The sequence below is a fragment of the Candidatus Marivariicella sp. genome, assembly GCF_983056325.1.
On the sequence record NZ_CEZOWA010000007.1, the window covers coordinates 75,639 to 92,011 of the forward strand.

A 16,373-nucleotide genomic window follows, 5' to 3' on the forward strand; every position below is an offset into this window, starting at 1 on the left:
ATTTTAATAAGTTCTTTAGATGTTTTTTTTTGTACCGTAAAAGTATAATGAATGATTATGAATTTCGATATCAAAAATCTCCTCAATTGTTTGCTTTATTTGATGGATTCTAGGGTCACAAAACTCTTTCACATCCCCTGAATCGGTAAAAATAACATGATCGTGTTGTCTATCAAAATATGATTTTTCGTATTGAGCATGTGCATTTCCAAATTGATGTTTTCTAACCAACCCGCATTCAAGTAAAAGATCAATAGTATTATATAAAGTAGCTCTGCTAACTCTGTAGTTTTTATTTTTCATTTTGATATATAGAGATTCTATATCAAAATGTTCTTTACTTGCATATATTTCAAATAAAATAGCAAAACGTTCAGGTGTTTTTCTGTGAGTCTTTCTGTTTAAGAAATTTACAAAAACCTCTTTGACAACATCCTGTTGTGACTTTACTTCTTTTTGTGATTTTATTTCTTGCATTTCATACAAATATAATCTTTTATTTATTTACTCTCGAGTAACCTTTTCAATTCCTTTCATTTTTTGTATTTTTTTTACAATTTTATTTAAAATAGTTTTATTTCCAACCCTCAAACCAACATTTCCTCTAAAAATACCATCATCAGCCTCAAAATTAATTTTAAAAATATTAACATTCATATTATTGGAAATTACTTTTGTTAATTCATTAACTAAACCTAGGTTGTCGATCCCTGTGATCTTTAATATTGCTGTAAAAATATCAGTTGACGAATTAATCCATTTAGCACTAATTATTCTGTATGCAAATTTTGATTGCATTGAAATCGCATTACTACATTCTTTTTTGTGAACCTTGATACCTTCATTGACTGTTACAAAACCAAAAACTGAATCCCCAGGAATTGGCTTACAACAAATAGAAATAATATAACTTAGAGGTTGTTGATCTTTTCCAAATACCAGTTTATCATAATTATTTTCTTGAATATCTTTCTTTTTATAAGATGATTTATAATTAAGTTTTCTTTTGAAAAAATTAAAAAATCTATTATTGTAATCTGAGGAAAATTCACGTATTTTTTTACTATCAATATTTCCAATACCTACTTGATAATATAAGTCTAAACTTGCCTTAATCTTAAAAAAACGCTGCATTAAACTTATTACTTTTTCATCAGATTTTATTTTAAGATGTTTTAGTTTTCTTCTTAAAATTTCTTTTCCGTTTTCTGCAATTTTCTTTTTTTCTTCATTTAAAGAGGCTTTTATTTTTGATCTTGCTTTTGTTGTAATTACAAAATCTAGCCAGTTAGCATTTGGTTTTGAAGCTTCTGAAGTAATTATTTCGACTTGATCTCCACTTTTTAAAACTTTACTCAATGGAACTAGTTTTTGGTTAACACGAACACCTCTGGTTTTAATTCCTATTTCTGTGTGAATATTAAATGCAAAATCTAAAGCTGATGAGTTTTTGGGGATTGATATTAAGTCTCCGTTTGGTGTAAAAACAAAAATTTCTTCAGAATAAAGACTTAATTTAAAATCGTCCACAAAATCAACTGCATTTACGCTATCATCTTTTAATAATTCCTTCAAACGATCAAGCCAGTCTTCTATTCCAATATCATTTTTATTTTTTAATTTGTATTTATGATGAGCTGCATATCCTTTTTCGGCAATTTCATGCATTCTTTCGGATCTTATCTGGACTTCAATCCATTGATTTTCCGGACCGCTAACAGTAACGTGAAGAGCTTCATATCCAGTCGATTTTGGTGCTGTGATCCAGTCTCTTAGTCTTGTAGGGTTAGGAATAAAGTGATCCGTAATAATTGAATATATTTTCCAAGCAATAAATTTTTCTTCGCCCGCTTTACCCTCATAAACTATTCTGATTGCAAATTTATCGTAAACTGATTCAAATGGAATTGATTGATTTTCCATCTTGTTAAATATTGAGAATATAGATTTACTTCGACCTGTTATTGAATATTTAAAATTTTCTTTATCTAAGGTATTTTCAACCATAGAAGAAAATTTATCTATATATAAATTTTGTTTTTCTTTACTTTTTTCAATTTTATTTTTAATCTGATTATATTTTCTTAAATCAGTATATTTAAGTCCCAGATCTTCAAGTTCAGATTTTATATTATAAAGACCAATTCTATGAGCCAATGGAGCATAAATAAATAGAGTTTCAGATGCGATTTTTTCTTGTTTGTGTTTGGCTAGACTTTTAAGCGTTTTCATATTATGAAGACGATCTGCAATTTTTATTATAATAACTCTTATATCATCATTAAGAGTTAAAAGCATTTTTCTAAAGTTTTCAGCCTGAAGAGAATCGTAGTTATCTTTTTTTAAATTTGATATTTTTGTTAGTCCAACCACAATCTTTGTAACCGTCTTTCCAAATAAATTTTCAATTTGACTAATAGTATATTTCGTGTCTTCAAGAACATCATGTAGTAGTGCTGCAGCAATTGAAGTTGAGTCTAGCCCAATTTCATCAGCTACAATTTTTGCAACGCCGATTGGGTGAAAAACGTAGGCTTCTCCTGATTTTCTTCTCTGATTTTTGTGAGCATCAACAGAAGTATCAAAAGCTAAACGAATTAATTTTTTATCACGGGCTGTAAGGCTTTGATAGCTTACTTTTAGTAATTCCTTATACTGTTTAGCAATTTCTTTGTTTTCTAAAGTATCATCTACTAACATAATTAGATGAAGTTAACTTTTTCTTTTGGTAAGACCAAAGATTTTAATTTTCTAAAGCGTGCTTCATCAGTATAGCTGCAGCTACTGACACATTCAAAGAATCTATATTGTTATTCATATTAATTTTGACAACCTCTGATGAGTTTTCAATCCAAATTTTTTCAAGTCCTTTTGATTCACTTCCAACAACAATAGCGCAAGGCTTTTTGTAATTTGCTTTGTTCATTGATATTGAATTAGTTGTTATTGCTCCTGAAATTACATTAATTTTATTTTTTGAGAAGTAAGTTATTATTTCATCTGAGTTTGAAATTATAATTGGAATATTAAAAACTCCACCTAAACTTGACCTTATAACATTAGGATGGTATATGTCAGTTTTAGGATTAGTCATTATAAAAGCGGATATACCTAAGGCTGAAGATGTTCTTAACAGTGCACCAATGTTTCCTGGTTTTTCTATTGATTCAGCGACTAATATTATCCCCTTAGAATTTAATTTAAAATCATCAAGTGCATGTTTTTTTGATATTCCAAGACCTATGTACTTTTCACTTCCAGAGCGTATAGTTATTTTGTCAAATAATTTGTTTTCAATTGTTATAAAATCTGATATATTTTCATCAAAGTCAATAAAAATATTTGATGATCCTTCGCGTATAAAAATAATTTTAAAAAAATACTTTCCAAGCAAAGCCCTTTCAATTTCTCTTTTACCTTCAACTACAAAAAGGTTTTGATTTTTTCTTTCTCTTGACTTTTTTTGTAAAGACAACAGATTCTTAATCAATGGGTTTTGTAAACTTGAAATTATTTTCAAATTAGATTATAATATTGAGTGTGAATTATTTTTCACTAAACTTTTTTGAATAACGATTCCATAGTTTAGTTTGATGTGTTTCCAAACTTATTTCTCTTCCACTGATAAAAGCGTTAGAAAGTATATTGGTCCTCATATCTAGAGCATCTCCTTTTGAAATAAATAGAGTGGCGTCTTTTCCAATTTCTAAGGTGCCTAAACGATTGTCAATTCCAAGAATTTTAGCAGCATTAATTGTTATCATTTTAATTGCCTCCTCCTTATCTAGCCCATACGCGGAAAAACTACCTGCATAAAAAGGAAGATTTCTAGTATTCATTCTTTCCATTTGACCACTTGGATCTATACTCACAATAAGTCCTTTTTCAATTAATTTATTTGCTAATTTAAATGTTAATTTAGGATCTTGATCTTCATTGTCAGGCAATCTATGAGGTCTAGAGATAATTACAGGTATATTATTTTCTTTTAAAAAATCTATTTGATTTATAGATTGTTCTCCATTAACTAATACTATGTTTTTTATTTTATGCTTTTTTAGAAAGCTTATACCGTCAACTATTTGTTTCTCATAGCTTGCATGAATATATATTGTCTTTGATCCATTAAAAATACCTTTCATAGCTGAATAGGGGAGGTGTTTAGGTTTTTGACCCGAGTAAACCTTTGAATTTTCAAAAAAGTTTTCAATTTCTAACATAGACTTAGAATATTCCTTATTTTCCTTTAGAGATGGATCTTCTCCAAGCCACCATCTTCCCCGTGAATATGGAGACGGCCAGTTTAAATGAATACCTTCATCAGGTTTAATAAGTGCATCTTCCCAGTTCCATGCGTCTAGTTGCATTACAGATGAGCTCCCTGAGATAGTTCCACCTCTTGGGACTACTTGTGCTATTAAAACTCCATTTGGTCTAACACTTTCTATTACTTTTGATTCTGCATTATATGCAATTACACTTCTTACATGAGGAAGAAAGTCTCCTAACTCATCTTCATCATCAGAAGCTCTTACTGCATCAATTTCAACTAGTCCTAAAGTTGAATTTACTGCGATGAAACCAGGATATATATGTTTTCGGTCCGCATCAATTATTCTAGTAGTTTTTTCTGATAAAAGCAATGTTGAAAGATTTTCTTTTGAAATATTATTACCAACATAATTAATTTTACCATTAGAGAATCCAAGAGTACCATTTTCAACTACAGTTCCATCGCCTATGTGAATAAAAGCGTTGGTGATTAGTATATCTTGAGTTTGATTTTTTGCAGGAGTTTGTTGTCCTAAAACAAGGTTTATAGACATAAAACATAATAAAGTGATTATTTTTTTCATAATTTTTTAATCTAAAGTTTCACAATGGAATTCTCTTTTAATAATATTTTTTGGACTTTGAGTAGGAGCTCCCTTACTAGATGCGTCAAGCATTTGGCCTATTAAAATATTTCTTTCTTTTTCTATGGATTTTATTTTTTCTGAAATCTTATCAGCAGAATAATAAGTTTTTCCCTTAATTATTGTTTTTTCAGCTTTTGCATAAATTGACATTGGATGATCAGACCACAAAACTAAATCTGCATTTTTTCCAACTTTAACACTGCCAACTTTATCCTCAATATGTAATAGTTTAGCTGGATTTAATGTGACAAATTTCCATGCATCCTCCTCTGATACTCCACCGTATTTAACTGCTTTAGCAGCCTCTTGATTTAGTCTCCGCGACATTTCAGCACTATCAGAATTATAAGCCACCAAAACTCCAGCATTATGCATTATTGAACCGTTATAAGGTATCGCATCATTAACTTCAAACTTATATGCCCACCAGTCTGAAAATGTTGATGCACCAACTCCATGCTCTTTCATTTTATCGGATACTTTATAGCCTTCAAGTATATGTGTAAAAGTATTTATTCTAAAATCAAATTGTTCGGCTACTTTCATCAGCATATTAATTTCACTTTGAACGTATGAATGACAAGAAACAAATCTATCCCCTCTCAAAATCTCCCACAAAACTTCCATTTCAACATCATAACGAGGGGAATAAGTTCTTGATTTTAATTTTAAGGATAGATTATTATATTTAGTCCAATTTTCTCCATACTCTTTGGCTCTTTGAAAATTATCAACAAATACTTGTTCGACTCCCATTCTTGTTGATGGAAAACGCGATGGACGGTTTGATCTAGATTGTTTTACGTTTTCTCCTAAGGCAAATTTTATAAATGGATCTGCATCTTCATACAACATATTATTTGCAGTCTCTCCCCATTTTAGGTTAATTATTGCAGATTGTCCACCAATTGGATTGGCTGATCCGTGAAGAATTTGAATTGTTGTAACACCACCAGCAAGATTTCTGAAAATATTTATATCGTCTGGATCAATAACATCTTCAATGCTAACTTCTGCTGACGAATTGTGCCCTCCTTCATTAATACTGGATGCGCCTATATGGGAATGTTCATCGATAATACCACTTGTCAGATGTTTACCAGTTGCGTCGATGACTTTTATACCATTGATTTCCTCAATATTTTTCCTAACAGAATTTATTTTACCATCAATAATTAAAACATCAGTATTTTTCATAATACCTTCTTTTTCATTTGTCCATACTGTAGCATTTTTAAATAAAATGTCTTCTTGTTTTGGTAAAAATGTATTTCCAAATGCATTATTTGGATAGGAGGTTGGAACAGGTTCATAAAATAATTTTTCTTTTAAAATATCTGTTTTCTTTTTTGATTCTAAAACAATCTCAACAGGTTTGGCTTCCCAAAGTATTGATTTTCCTTTAAAATCAATGCCATTACCTTTTAAAGATCCGTTATCAGGTATTTTACTATTAAATTGGGCGAATTTCCCTTGTTTTTTATCAATAATTGTCAAATCTAACCAGCCATTATTATACTTAGATTTTGTAGAAAATTTAGTGGAATCTTTTTTAACTGTTATATTTAATTTTTTGTCACTCCCCTTTATTACTAGGTCAAAAGAATCATTATCAATTAAAAGATCGTACTCACCATCGATATTAATAATATTTTCGTTCAATAAAATATGCGGTTTGCCTTGATTCCAATTCTCCGTTATAATTGTTTTGTCTTTAAATAGTTCGCCAGAAGTTACTATGAAATTAGCTAAACTATTTATTTTAAGAGCTCCTATTTTACCCTCCATTTTTAAAACCTTAGCCGGATATATTGTAAGTGCTTTTAAAGCAGTAACAGGATCTAGACCGTATTGAATTGCTTTTTTAATATTACTAAAAAATTCCTCTGACGACTTTAAATTATTAGTTGTAAAAACAAATGGTATATTATATTTAGCAACTTTTGCCGGGTTAGACGGGGCTTGACTCCAATACCTCATCAAACTCAATGGGACTTGTTTTGTTAATAAAGGATCAGATACATTTAAAGCTTTTGGGAAATTTAACGGAAGAATTAACGTAATACCATTTTGTTTTAATTCTACTAAATTTTCATATTCTTTTCCACTTCCAAGTATGGCAAAATTGTCACCCATTTCTTTACTTAATTTAATGGCTCGAATAGTATTTAATTTATCACCCCCAGCATCAAATATTTTTGGTAATTTTTTGTTTTCAATAATGGCTTCAATAGACATGTCACTAGTTAATGAATTTCCAGATTCATACCATTTAGTATCATAATTTAGTTGACGAATCAGTGCAATAGAGCCCATTATTGAACCTGGATAGTTTTGGTTTGAGCTAGTACTTTTTTTGAATGAGTAGTGTTCAGTTGATCTTTTTGATAATATTCTTTTACTATCATTTTCATGGTCGTTGAGACTCAATAATAGGCCAGTCCCTCTGTGAATTCCGTCTGCCCTGTGACTATTTACAATTCCAAAACCCATTTTTCTAATTTTAGAAGCAGAATTTTTGTCATATTTATAGTCGCTAATACTGTTATAATGACTTAATATATGATCATTCCAATAATATCCTTCTCTACTGGGGCCAAATTGGGAGCTTCTACCAAAAGATGTGGTTTTTTTAACTTTTTTAATACCAAATTCAGAATAGAGATCTATGAAAGATGGATATATGTGTTTTCCTGATTTATCATAAACTCTTGTGTTTTCTGGTATTTGTATGTTTTCACCAACATTAATAATGATTCCATTTTTTTCTAAAATTGTAGCATTATTAATTACAATTTCAGGAGAAACATGAACAGTAGCATTTGTAAATGCTTGGTAGATGTTTTTAGTTGTTTTTACTCCTGAATTATTAGGAAAATAGCTTTGAGCTGATGCAAATGATACTGTTATTATAAAAAGAAAAATATATTTTTTCATTTAATTAGTTAATTATGTTAATCAATTTCTAAAGTAATAATTTTTTTTGTTGGATAGCATTTTTTAAATCAAAAATCACAAGTGAAACCATCTCATTATAACTTAAGACTCCTAGTTTTTGATTGTTAATTTTAAGAAAGCGATCATAGAACTTTTTAAAGATAGGCTCAAAAGGATTTTGATATTTTTTCCAAAAAGTATTAATTGATTTAAAATTTTTCTTCACACCCAAATGAATATTTTTTGACAGCAATTTTGACCTTTCCTTGTTTTTTCCATATAAATCATTTAAACAATATCTTAGTGCAAAACTATATCCAGCATATTGTATATATTTATTTTTATTATTGGATGTTATTTTATAGGCCCAATAGTTTGATTCATTTTCTCTTGCAATACCATTTTGATGAGATTGCTCATGAACAATAGTTGTTAAATAACTAATCATTGGGATTTTTTCATTAACCTGTGCCTCTAATGTAAATGGATTTAAATATCCTGCATAGCCCATATAACTTATAAGTGAACTCAGCATAGAATTTTTTACAATATCATTTTTTTTATTTGTCAATAATATTCTTGCTTGCTTTTTATTAAATGGAAACTTAACAGGTGTAGAGTCGTTTATTGAAAGTTCGGAGTGTAAATCATTTGTTTTTCTTATTAAATATAAAACAACCTTTTCTAATTCCTCATCGCTATATTGGGTGTCTATATTTAATTTAGATTCCAGTGATTCAGAATGATAATTTAATCCCCATGATATTTGAAAAAAAATATGAACAACACTTAAAAATAAAAACACATCTTTTAAAAAATAAAATTTATAATTTAAGTAGAAAAACCTATTTTTAAAAAAATAAGTAATTGTTAAGATTACAACTAATAGATATATTAAATCGCCGACAGAAAATGAAAATATAGAAAAAAAACTTTTTCTTAACTCTGAGAGGTGCTTAAAATTATTAATATATAAAGTGATGAAATACGAGTTTTTAAAATCATCATTTTGAATAATAATAAATTGAAACGGAAGTGATAATATCAAAAGCCATTTAACAAAAGTTATTGTGTACGGCTCCCTTAACTTACTCACTATTTAGTCAACTGATTTAATACTCAACAACTCTAATTCAAAAATCAATGTTGCATTAGGAGGTATTACTCCTCCAGCTCCTTCGCTTCCATATGCTAGATTACTTGGGATAACAAGTTTTGCAGAAGCACCTTCGCTTAGAAGGCTAATACCCTCATCCCATCCCGGAATAACTCTTCCGGTTCCTAACAGAAACTCTATTGGCTGTTCTCTCTTGTAGGAGGAATCGAAAACAGTTCCATCTAAAAGCATTCCTTTGTAATGAACAGATACCATATCTCCTGTGTTGGGTTTTTTATCATTACCATCTTTAATTATTTTATAATATAATCCTGAAGATGTTTTTCCCATATCCTTAGTTTGCTCTTCAAGCTGAATTTTTAATTCTTTAATTGCTATTTTTTCTAATTCAATCTTTTCATTTAATATTTTTTTAAAAACTTTTGGAGCATTAAATTTTTTGGCTTTTTTACCTTTTCTAATAATCGATAGTTTTAAAATAGTGTCGTTTTGAATTATACTATCAACTACTTCTTGACCTTTAATCACTTTGCCAAAAACTGTATGTTTTCCGTCAAGCCAAGGAGTCGCCTTGTGAGTTATAAAGAATTGACTTCCATTAGTTGCAGGCCCAGCGTTAGCCATAGATAGTATACCTGGTCCAGAGTGAGTTAGATCTGTAAATTCATCTCCAAATCTGAATCCAGGACCACCTTGTCCGGTTGCAGTTGGATCACCTCCCTGTATCATAAAATCTTCAATTACTCTGTGGAAAAGTAGTCCATTGTAATATTTTTCTCCCTTAAAACTCGATGTTAAATCTTCACTTGGATGGTTACCTTCAGCTAGGGCAACAAAATTAGAAACAGTGAGTGGAGTTTTTTCATACTCTAACAAAAGTCTAATTTCACCTTTGTTAGTAATCATATCAGCATATAATCCAGGTTCTAGATTTGCATTTTGATCATCACAAGAGTTCAAAAAAATAGGCAAAGAAAATAAAATTGAAAGTAAATATTTATTCATTTTTAATGGTTTTAATTATATGATAATGATACTAATTTTATCGTAAATCTCAAAGGTTGGTTGGGACCTATTTTTTCAAAATCTCCTTGATAACCGTAACAAAAGTGAGATGGAAATAAAAAAACACCTGTTTCTCCTTCAGATAAAAATTTAACCCCTTCTCTTAGAGCAGGTATAACTTCTTCTTTATCTACAATAAATTTAAATAATCGTATTTCATCTTCACTATATAAAAGATTCCGATATAAGTCTTCAATTTTATATTGAATCTCAACAGTATCGCCCCTCTTTGCCAAAACTCTTTTACTTTTCTTGTTTTCGATAGAAAATAAAAAGCCCAAGTTTGAAACTGAGTATGAATTAATAGTATCTAATTTTCTGGCTTTATTGATAAGGTTTTGCTCAGCTTTGACTCTCGATTTGTTTCTTTCAGCAGAATTTTTTAAAAAAACGGACATGCTACTATTTATGGGTTTTCTAGGCTGAATATCTTGGCAACTTAGACCAAGTAGACAAAAAAAAATTAATAATATTAGTCTGATTTTCAATTGAAAGATTTTAAATGAGTAATAAGTTTATTTTTTGTTTTAGTCATATTTTCTCTTGAAACTCCTCCTGCTGCATTATGGTGTCCACCTCCATTAAAATGTTTTTCAGCAAAAATATTAACCGGAAAATCTCCTTTGGATCTAAACGACATTTTGATTATACCTTCTTCTCTACTTTCTATTAAAATAACTGATAAATCAACTCCTTTTATACTTAACCCGTAATTGACAAATCCTTCGGTATCTCCTTTACTGAAGGAACACTCATCAAGTTCTTCTTGATTCAATGTAATTATAACATAAGGAACACCGTCTATTTTCAAAATGTTTTTTAATGCAATTCCAAGTAGTCTTAACCTATTATATGAGTAGGTGTCGTATATATTTTGATGAATCTCAGAGTTATTAGCTCCTTTTTCAATTAATTCTGCAATAATTCTATGCGTATTGGATGTGGTTGAAGGAAATCTAAACGAACCTGTATCAGTCATAATTCCAGTGTATAAACAGGAAGCTATTTCAGAATTAATTCCGTTAGGATCTATATAATCTATTAAATTATAAATCATCTCACATGTAGAGCCTATTTTAGGATCAGATAGTTTTAAATCAGAATATTCTTTTGGTTTTTCATGATGATCAATCATTATGATTTTTCCTTTTGACTTTTTAATAACCCCCGACATATCTCCAGATCTTAAAAGATCGTTAAAATCTAGTGTGAAAACCAAATCTGCACTTTCAATTTTTTGGCTTGCTTCTTCAGTGTTATTTTCAAAATTCAAAATGGTATGTTCTTCCGGCATCCATTTTAAGAAGTCTGGATAATTGTTAGGAGAAATAACAACAGATTTTATTTTTTTATTTTTTAAAAAAATATTCAAAGCCAGGCAACTACCTAAAGCATCTCCGTCGGGATTTTTGTGAGGAATAACGACACAATTTTGAGATTTCTCGATAAGGGTTTTAATCTTAAATTCTAAATTATTATTTTTCATATAGATTAGATATACAAAGATAACTATACTTTTTTAATGTTAATATTTTTGAGATTGATTCAAATGATTAACTTTGTTTCAAATAATATAACATGTCAAAAAGTATCACTTTTTCCATGATTAAACCTGATGGTGTTGAAAATGGTCATATTGGTTCAATTTTAGAAAAAATTAATAAAGCAGGGTTTAAAATTTTAGCACTAAAATTGACTCATTTAACAATTAATGATGCTCAGAAGTTCTATTCTGTTCATAAAGAAAGACCCTTCTATAATGAATTGGTAACCTTTATCACAAGAGGTCCAATTGTTGCAATAATTTTAGAAAAAGAAAATGCTGTAGATGATTTTAGAACTTTAATAGGGTCAACAAATCCTAAAGAGGCCGCCGAGGGAACAATTAGAAAGTTATTCGCAAGTTCCGTTGGTGAAAATGCTATACATGGATCTGATTCTAATGATAATGCTTCGATTGAAAGCGGCTTTCATTTTTCAAACAGAGAAATTTTTCAATAAAAAATAATCTTTTTTATTTCTTCGCTTTCCATTTTTTGATTTAATAGTTTTTTAATTTTCAACTCTCCAAATCTAAGTTCTATCTTAAGAGTAGGGCTTTTAATTTTAATATACAATACGGACTTTTCTAGTTTTACTTTTTCTGTGTAAGCACTAATGTTTGGTCCCATTATTTCTCCCCACAAAGTATTAATCTTTATATGATTAAGTCCTTTTGCAATGGGTTTCTGATTTGCAATCTGACTTAACACCTCCGAAAGCTTTTGAGCTTCGAATTTTCTTTTACTCATAATTTATGGACTAAATTTTTTATAGTGGTATTTTTTATCTTTAATTTTTAAAATTAGTGAAACACTATCAACTTTAACAATCATTTCATTCCAATTATGCCATTTAGTTTTAAAAAACAAAAATGAGTTTTTATCGTTACTTTTAATTTTAAAAAAAGTGGTGTCGTTCGATGTTTCAAAAATATCATTAATAGAGGGGGCAACTTTTTTTCTCCATCCGAAATTCCCATCTGTATAATAATAATCTAACAAAAAAGATCCTCCTTTAAGTCTGAATATTTCATTTTGTTTAGAAACAAAATCAATTTTCCAATACCCATTCAAATCAACTATATTTATTTTTTTAGAAACATCACAATTCGTTAATAATAAAAGAAGCAGTATTTGAAAAAAAAAATTTAACTTTTGTAGCATCCCGTTTTTAAATTAGTTTATTTAATTACTAAATGTTATAAATTTTAAATTCAGATTTGATTGATTTTAAGGCCATCAGAGTTCTGTCTTCATGTGTGTCAGTTAAAAAAATTTGACCAAACTCTTCATCAATCATTAACTTCAACAAGTTGGTAACTCTATTTTGATCAAGTTTGTCAAAAATATCATCCAATAGTATGATAGGTGATATCCCTTTTTTACTTCTTAAATAATCAAACTGGGCAATTTTCAAAGCTATTAGAAATGTTTTTTTTTGGCCCTGACTTCCAAATTTTTTAATTGGTTTTTCATAAATTAAAAAATCTAAATCATCTTTATGTATTCCTTGAGTTGTATGCTGAAAACTCCTATCTTTTTTTATAGAACCTTCAAGTATCTCCAATAGGGTATTATCATCTAGGGAACTTGTATAATTTAATTGCACTTTCTCATTTCCGTTGTTTATAGTCTCATATCTTTTTGCAAACAATGGAGAGAAAACTTTCATAAACTCCTTTCTTTTTTTATGAATTGGCTGACTTAGAGTATGCAATTGTTCGTTATATATATCAATTGCTTTTTGATCAAAAATATGATTTAAAGCAAAGTACTTCAGTAGTGAATTTCTTTGGGCTAAAATCTTACTATAATTAATAAGATTTATGAGATATTCAGATTCAACTTGCCCCAAAATACCATCTACAAATTTTCTTCTTAAACTACTCCCTTCATTTATTAAATCAATATCATCTGGCGATATCATCACCAGAGGTATTAATCCAATATGTTCAGAAATTTTTTTATATATTTTATTATTTCTTTTTAAAATTTTTTTTTGTCCTTTTTTAAAACTGCAATTGACTTTTTCATTTCTTGATTTTATGTTAAAATCACCTTCAATAAAAAAAAAGGTTTTATCAAATTGAATATTTTGAACCGATGTTGGATTGAAATAACTTTTCCCATAAGCTAGGTGGTAAATTGAATCAAGAATATTTGATTTTCCCACCCCGTTGTTTCCAACAAAACAATTTATAGGAGATTTAAAAACAAAAGATTCTGAACTTAAGTTTTTATAGTTTGTAAGTTTAAGCTTGTTAAGTAGCATGTAAGCAAATATAATAGTCTATTTCATAATATCTTAAATTTTACAACTATTGTTAAATACATTTTAAAACTAATAAAAAAAGGCTATTTTTGAATGTTAAAATTTAAATAATGGCTACATATCAAAAAAGAGGACAAAAACGATCTAGTAAGGCTCAGATAGATCAAAATTCAAATGACAAAAGTGCAACTGCTGAAGTTTTTGAAACTCTTGATTCTACTGCTGGTAGGACGGAGACGATAGTTGCTAGATACCAGAATCATATATTGATTGTTGTTGGCTCAATCGTATTAATTACATTAAGTTATTTAGGATATGATAAATTCATTTTGGAACCAAGGAATAGTGAAGCTGTTAGTGAGTTAAATAAAGCTCAATATTATTTTGAAATCGCTTTAAATAGTTCAAATTCTGATTCGCTATATCAAAGAGCATTAAACGGAGGTGAAGGTAGATACGGTTTTTTAGATATTATTGAAAATTATCCTGGAACATCTGCCTCCAAGCTTGCCACTTACAGTGCAGGGATGTCTTATTTAAACATCAAGGATTATGAAAATGCTATAAAGTATTTGGATAAATTTGATTCAGATGATATAATGTTAAGTGCACTTGCAAAAGGGGCTATTGGTGATGCTTTTGCACAACTGGGACAGAATCAAGAAGCTTATGAATACTATGTTAAAGCATTTAATGCAAGTAGTAATAGCTACAGTACCCCAAAGTATCTCTATCAAGCTGGAATGTTAGGTTCAGAATTAGGAAAAAAATCTTCCTCAATAGAGTTTTTTAAGCGTATTAAACAAGAATTTCCAGGAGTTTCAGAAGCTCAGTTGGTTGATGTCCAAATTGGTCGTCTTGAAAATATAAAATAATGTCTTCTCTACTAAATAATTTATCAAATTATAATTCTGTTTCAATACCAGATGGAGAAGGGTTAAAAATTGTGATAATTGTTTCTGAATGGAATTCTCAAATAACAGAACAGCTTTATGATGGAGCAGAGTCTACTTTGCTTCAAAATAATGTTCTAAAATCCGATATCTTAAGATGTAATGTACCTGGAAGTTTTGAGCTAGTGTATGCTGCTAAATATTTCCAGGATAAAAAATTTAATGCTGTTATTGTAATTGGTAGTGTTATCAGGGGAGAAACAAAACATTTTGATTTTATCTGCCAGGCTGTTTCCAACGGTATAGCTAACTTAAATTCATATGGAATTTGTCCTATAATTTTTTGTGTATTAACAGATAATAATATTAATCAAGCTAAAGATAGAAGCGGAGGGAAGCATGGAAATAAAGGTGTTGAAGCAGCAGTTAGTGCCCTCAAAATGTCAAAATTAGTCTAAATACTTATCTTATTTAAAACTATATTTAATCTTGTAAAGAATATACAAACTTGAAATCCAATCTTTTTAAATTAAACAAAAATAAACGGTACAATTATACTCCCAGGTATTATAAAGGAAAAGATACAGGAAATATATATAATTTTGATTCTAAGTTTTCTAAGTATAGGGATATTCCAAATAAAAATGATTTTGGGAGTTCTTGGCAAGATGTTAGAATTAAAATGAGGTCCAATACTAACAGGTCAATATCACCAACTTTAGTTTTAATTATCGTTATCCTTTTTTTATTTTTCCTATATATTATTGACTTTGATTTATCCATCTTTTCTAAAAATTAATGACAAAAAGTATAGCATTATTACCGGAACATGTTGCTAATCAAATAGCAGCAGGAGAAGTTATTCAGCGACCATCGTCAATTGTTAAAGAGTTGATGGAAAATGCTATTGATGCAGGTGCTACAAATATTAACCTAATCATTAAAGATTCGGGTAAAACTTTAATAAAGGTAATAGATGATGGATGTGGGATCTCAAACACTGACCTTTCATTAGCATTTCAAAGGCATGCCACATCTAAAATTTCAAATGCTAAAGACTTATTTAGTTTAAAAACTAAAGGCTTTAGAGGAGAGGCACTTGCATCTATTTGTGCAATTTCTCATGTTTACACTGTATCACGAACTCCAGAGGACAGTACTGCAAAATTTATAAAGATAGCTGGGAGCAAAATTGAAAATGAGGACTTTACAGTAGCAAATATTGGAACTTCATTTTCTGTAAAAAATTTATTTTATAACATTCCTGCACGTCGAAATTTTCTCAAATCTGATTCGGTTGAACTCCGACACATAATTGATGAATTTCATAGAGTTGTTCTTGCCCATCCAGATATTAATTTTTCTTTTTCACAAAATGGAAAAGAAATTTTTGAGTTAAAAAAAACTAATTTTAGAAAAAGAATATCTTCCGTTTTTGGATTGAAAGTTGCTAACCTTTTGGTTCCTATAAGCGAAGACACTCCTGTTGTTAAAATAAGTGGCTTTGTTATTAAACCCTTAGGATCAAGAAAGTCGAGAGGTCAGCAATTCTTCTTTGTGAATAATAGATTTATTAAAAGTCCATTCCTAAATCATTCTGTAAATTCTGCATTTGAAGGTTTATCTCAT

16 protein-coding genes are annotated in these 16,373 nt (G+C 29.2%); 4 read left to right on the forward strand and 12 right to left on the reverse strand.

The window, feature by feature from the left end:
• Window positions 1–15: 15 nt before the first annotated feature.
• The 9 genes from AC3ATN_RS03615 to AC3ATN_RS03655 all read right to left on the reverse strand — a co-directional run bounded on the left by AC3ATN_RS03615 (window position 16) and on the right by AC3ATN_RS03655 (window position 11,524).
• A complete protein-coding gene (locus tag AC3ATN_RS03615) occupies window positions 16–477 on the reverse strand; it encodes a Fur family transcriptional regulator (protein ID WP_487531870.1) in 462 nt (153 codons plus the stop codon).
• Between the two features lie 27 nt (window positions 478–504).
• A complete protein-coding gene (locus AC3ATN_RS03620; protein WP_487531871.1) occupies window positions 505–2,700 on the reverse strand; it encodes a RelA/SpoT family protein in 2,196 nt (731 codons plus the stop codon).
• 43 nt (window positions 2,701–2,743) lie between these two features.
• Window positions 2,744–3,520, reverse strand: coding sequence for a TrmH family RNA methyltransferase (locus tag AC3ATN_RS03625; RefSeq protein ID WP_487531872.1), 777 nt, complete (start codon window positions 3,518–3,520; stop codon window positions 2,744–2,746).
• A 25-nt stretch (window positions 3,521–3,545) separates the two neighbouring features.
• The gene (locus AC3ATN_RS03630; protein ID WP_487531873.1) at window positions 3,546–4,856 is read right to left on the reverse strand and encodes an amidohydrolase family protein; all 1,311 of its coding nucleotides are present in this window, start codon (window positions 4,854–4,856) and stop codon (window positions 3,546–3,548) included.
• A 6-nt stretch (window positions 4,857–4,862) separates the two neighbouring features.
• Window positions 4,863–7,856, reverse strand: coding sequence for an amidohydrolase family protein (locus tag AC3ATN_RS03635; protein WP_487531874.1), 2,994 nt, complete (start codon window positions 7,854–7,856; stop codon window positions 4,863–4,865).
• Window positions 7,857–7,884: 28 nt separating this feature from the next.
• Window positions 7,885–8,952, reverse strand: coding sequence for a DUF3810 domain-containing protein (locus tag AC3ATN_RS03640; protein WP_487531875.1), 1,068 nt, complete (start codon window positions 8,950–8,952; stop codon window positions 7,885–7,887).
• Window positions 8,953–8,955: 3 nt separating this feature from the next.
• Window positions 8,956–9,879, reverse strand: coding sequence for a peptidylprolyl isomerase (locus tag AC3ATN_RS03645; RefSeq protein ID WP_487531897.1), 924 nt, complete (start codon window positions 9,877–9,879; stop codon window positions 8,956–8,958).
• 110 nt (window positions 9,880–9,989) lie between these two features.
• Window positions 9,990–10,526: an FKBP-type peptidyl-prolyl cis-trans isomerase gene (locus AC3ATN_RS03650; RefSeq protein ID WP_487531876.1), complete on the reverse strand. Its 537-nt coding sequence runs from the start codon at window positions 10,524–10,526 to the stop codon at window positions 9,990–9,992.
• On the reverse strand, window positions 10,523–11,524 hold the full coding sequence (locus AC3ATN_RS03655; RefSeq protein ID WP_487531877.1) for a DHH family phosphoesterase: 1,002 nt from the start codon (window positions 11,522–11,524) through the stop codon (window positions 10,523–10,525). Before AC3ATN_RS03655 ends, AC3ATN_RS03650 begins: the two co-directional genes overlap by 4 nt.
• Window positions 11,525–11,616: 92 nt before the next feature.
• On the opposite strand from AC3ATN_RS03655, the gene AC3ATN_RS03660 reads away from it, so the two are divergent.
• On the forward strand, window positions 11,617–12,039 hold the full coding sequence (locus AC3ATN_RS03660) for a nucleoside-diphosphate kinase (protein WP_487531878.1): 423 nt from the start codon (window positions 11,617–11,619) through the stop codon (window positions 12,037–12,039).
• On the opposite strand, the gene AC3ATN_RS03665 is transcribed toward AC3ATN_RS03660, so the two are convergent.
• Genes AC3ATN_RS03665 through recF form a run of 3 tightly spaced genes read right to left on the reverse strand, consistent with a single transcriptional unit; the run spans window position 12,033 to window position 13,851 of the window.
• Window positions 12,033–12,329 (reverse strand): DciA family protein, encoded by a 297-nt coding sequence (locus AC3ATN_RS03665; RefSeq protein WP_487531879.1) that lies wholly within the window; start codon window positions 12,327–12,329, stop codon window positions 12,033–12,035. The two genes, AC3ATN_RS03660 and AC3ATN_RS03665, sit on opposite strands and share 7 nt — an antisense overlap.
• Before the next feature lie 3 nt (window positions 12,330–12,332).
• Complete coding sequence (locus tag AC3ATN_RS03670) at window positions 12,333–12,743, reverse strand: hypothetical protein (RefSeq protein ID WP_487531880.1); 411 nt, start codon at window positions 12,741–12,743, stop codon at window positions 12,333–12,335.
• A gap of 28 nt (window positions 12,744–12,771) precedes the next feature.
• Entirely contained in the window at window positions 12,772–13,851 is a 1,080-nt protein-coding gene (gene recF / locus AC3ATN_RS03675; protein ID WP_487531881.1) for a DNA replication/repair protein RecF, read from the reverse strand.
• 110 nt (window positions 13,852–13,961) lie between these two features.
• Here recF and AC3ATN_RS03680 point away from each other — a divergent pair, with 110 nt between their 5' ends.
• The 3 genes from AC3ATN_RS03680 to mutL form a co-directional block, all read left to right on the forward strand.
• The gene (locus AC3ATN_RS03680; RefSeq protein ID WP_487531882.1) at window positions 13,962–14,726 is read left to right on the forward strand and encodes a tetratricopeptide repeat protein; all 765 of its coding nucleotides are present in this window, start codon (window positions 13,962–13,964) and stop codon (window positions 14,724–14,726) included.
• Window positions 14,726–15,202, forward strand: coding sequence for a 6,7-dimethyl-8-ribityllumazine synthase (gene ribH / locus AC3ATN_RS03685; RefSeq protein ID WP_487531883.1), 477 nt, complete (start codon window positions 14,726–14,728; stop codon window positions 15,200–15,202). Before AC3ATN_RS03680 ends, ribH begins: the two co-directional genes overlap by 1 nt.
• A gap of 340 nt (window positions 15,203–15,542) precedes the next feature.
• Window positions 15,543–16,373, forward strand: an 831-nt coding sequence (gene mutL, locus AC3ATN_RS03690; protein WP_487531884.1) for a DNA mismatch repair endonuclease MutL, incomplete at its 3' end; no start/stop codon positions are given.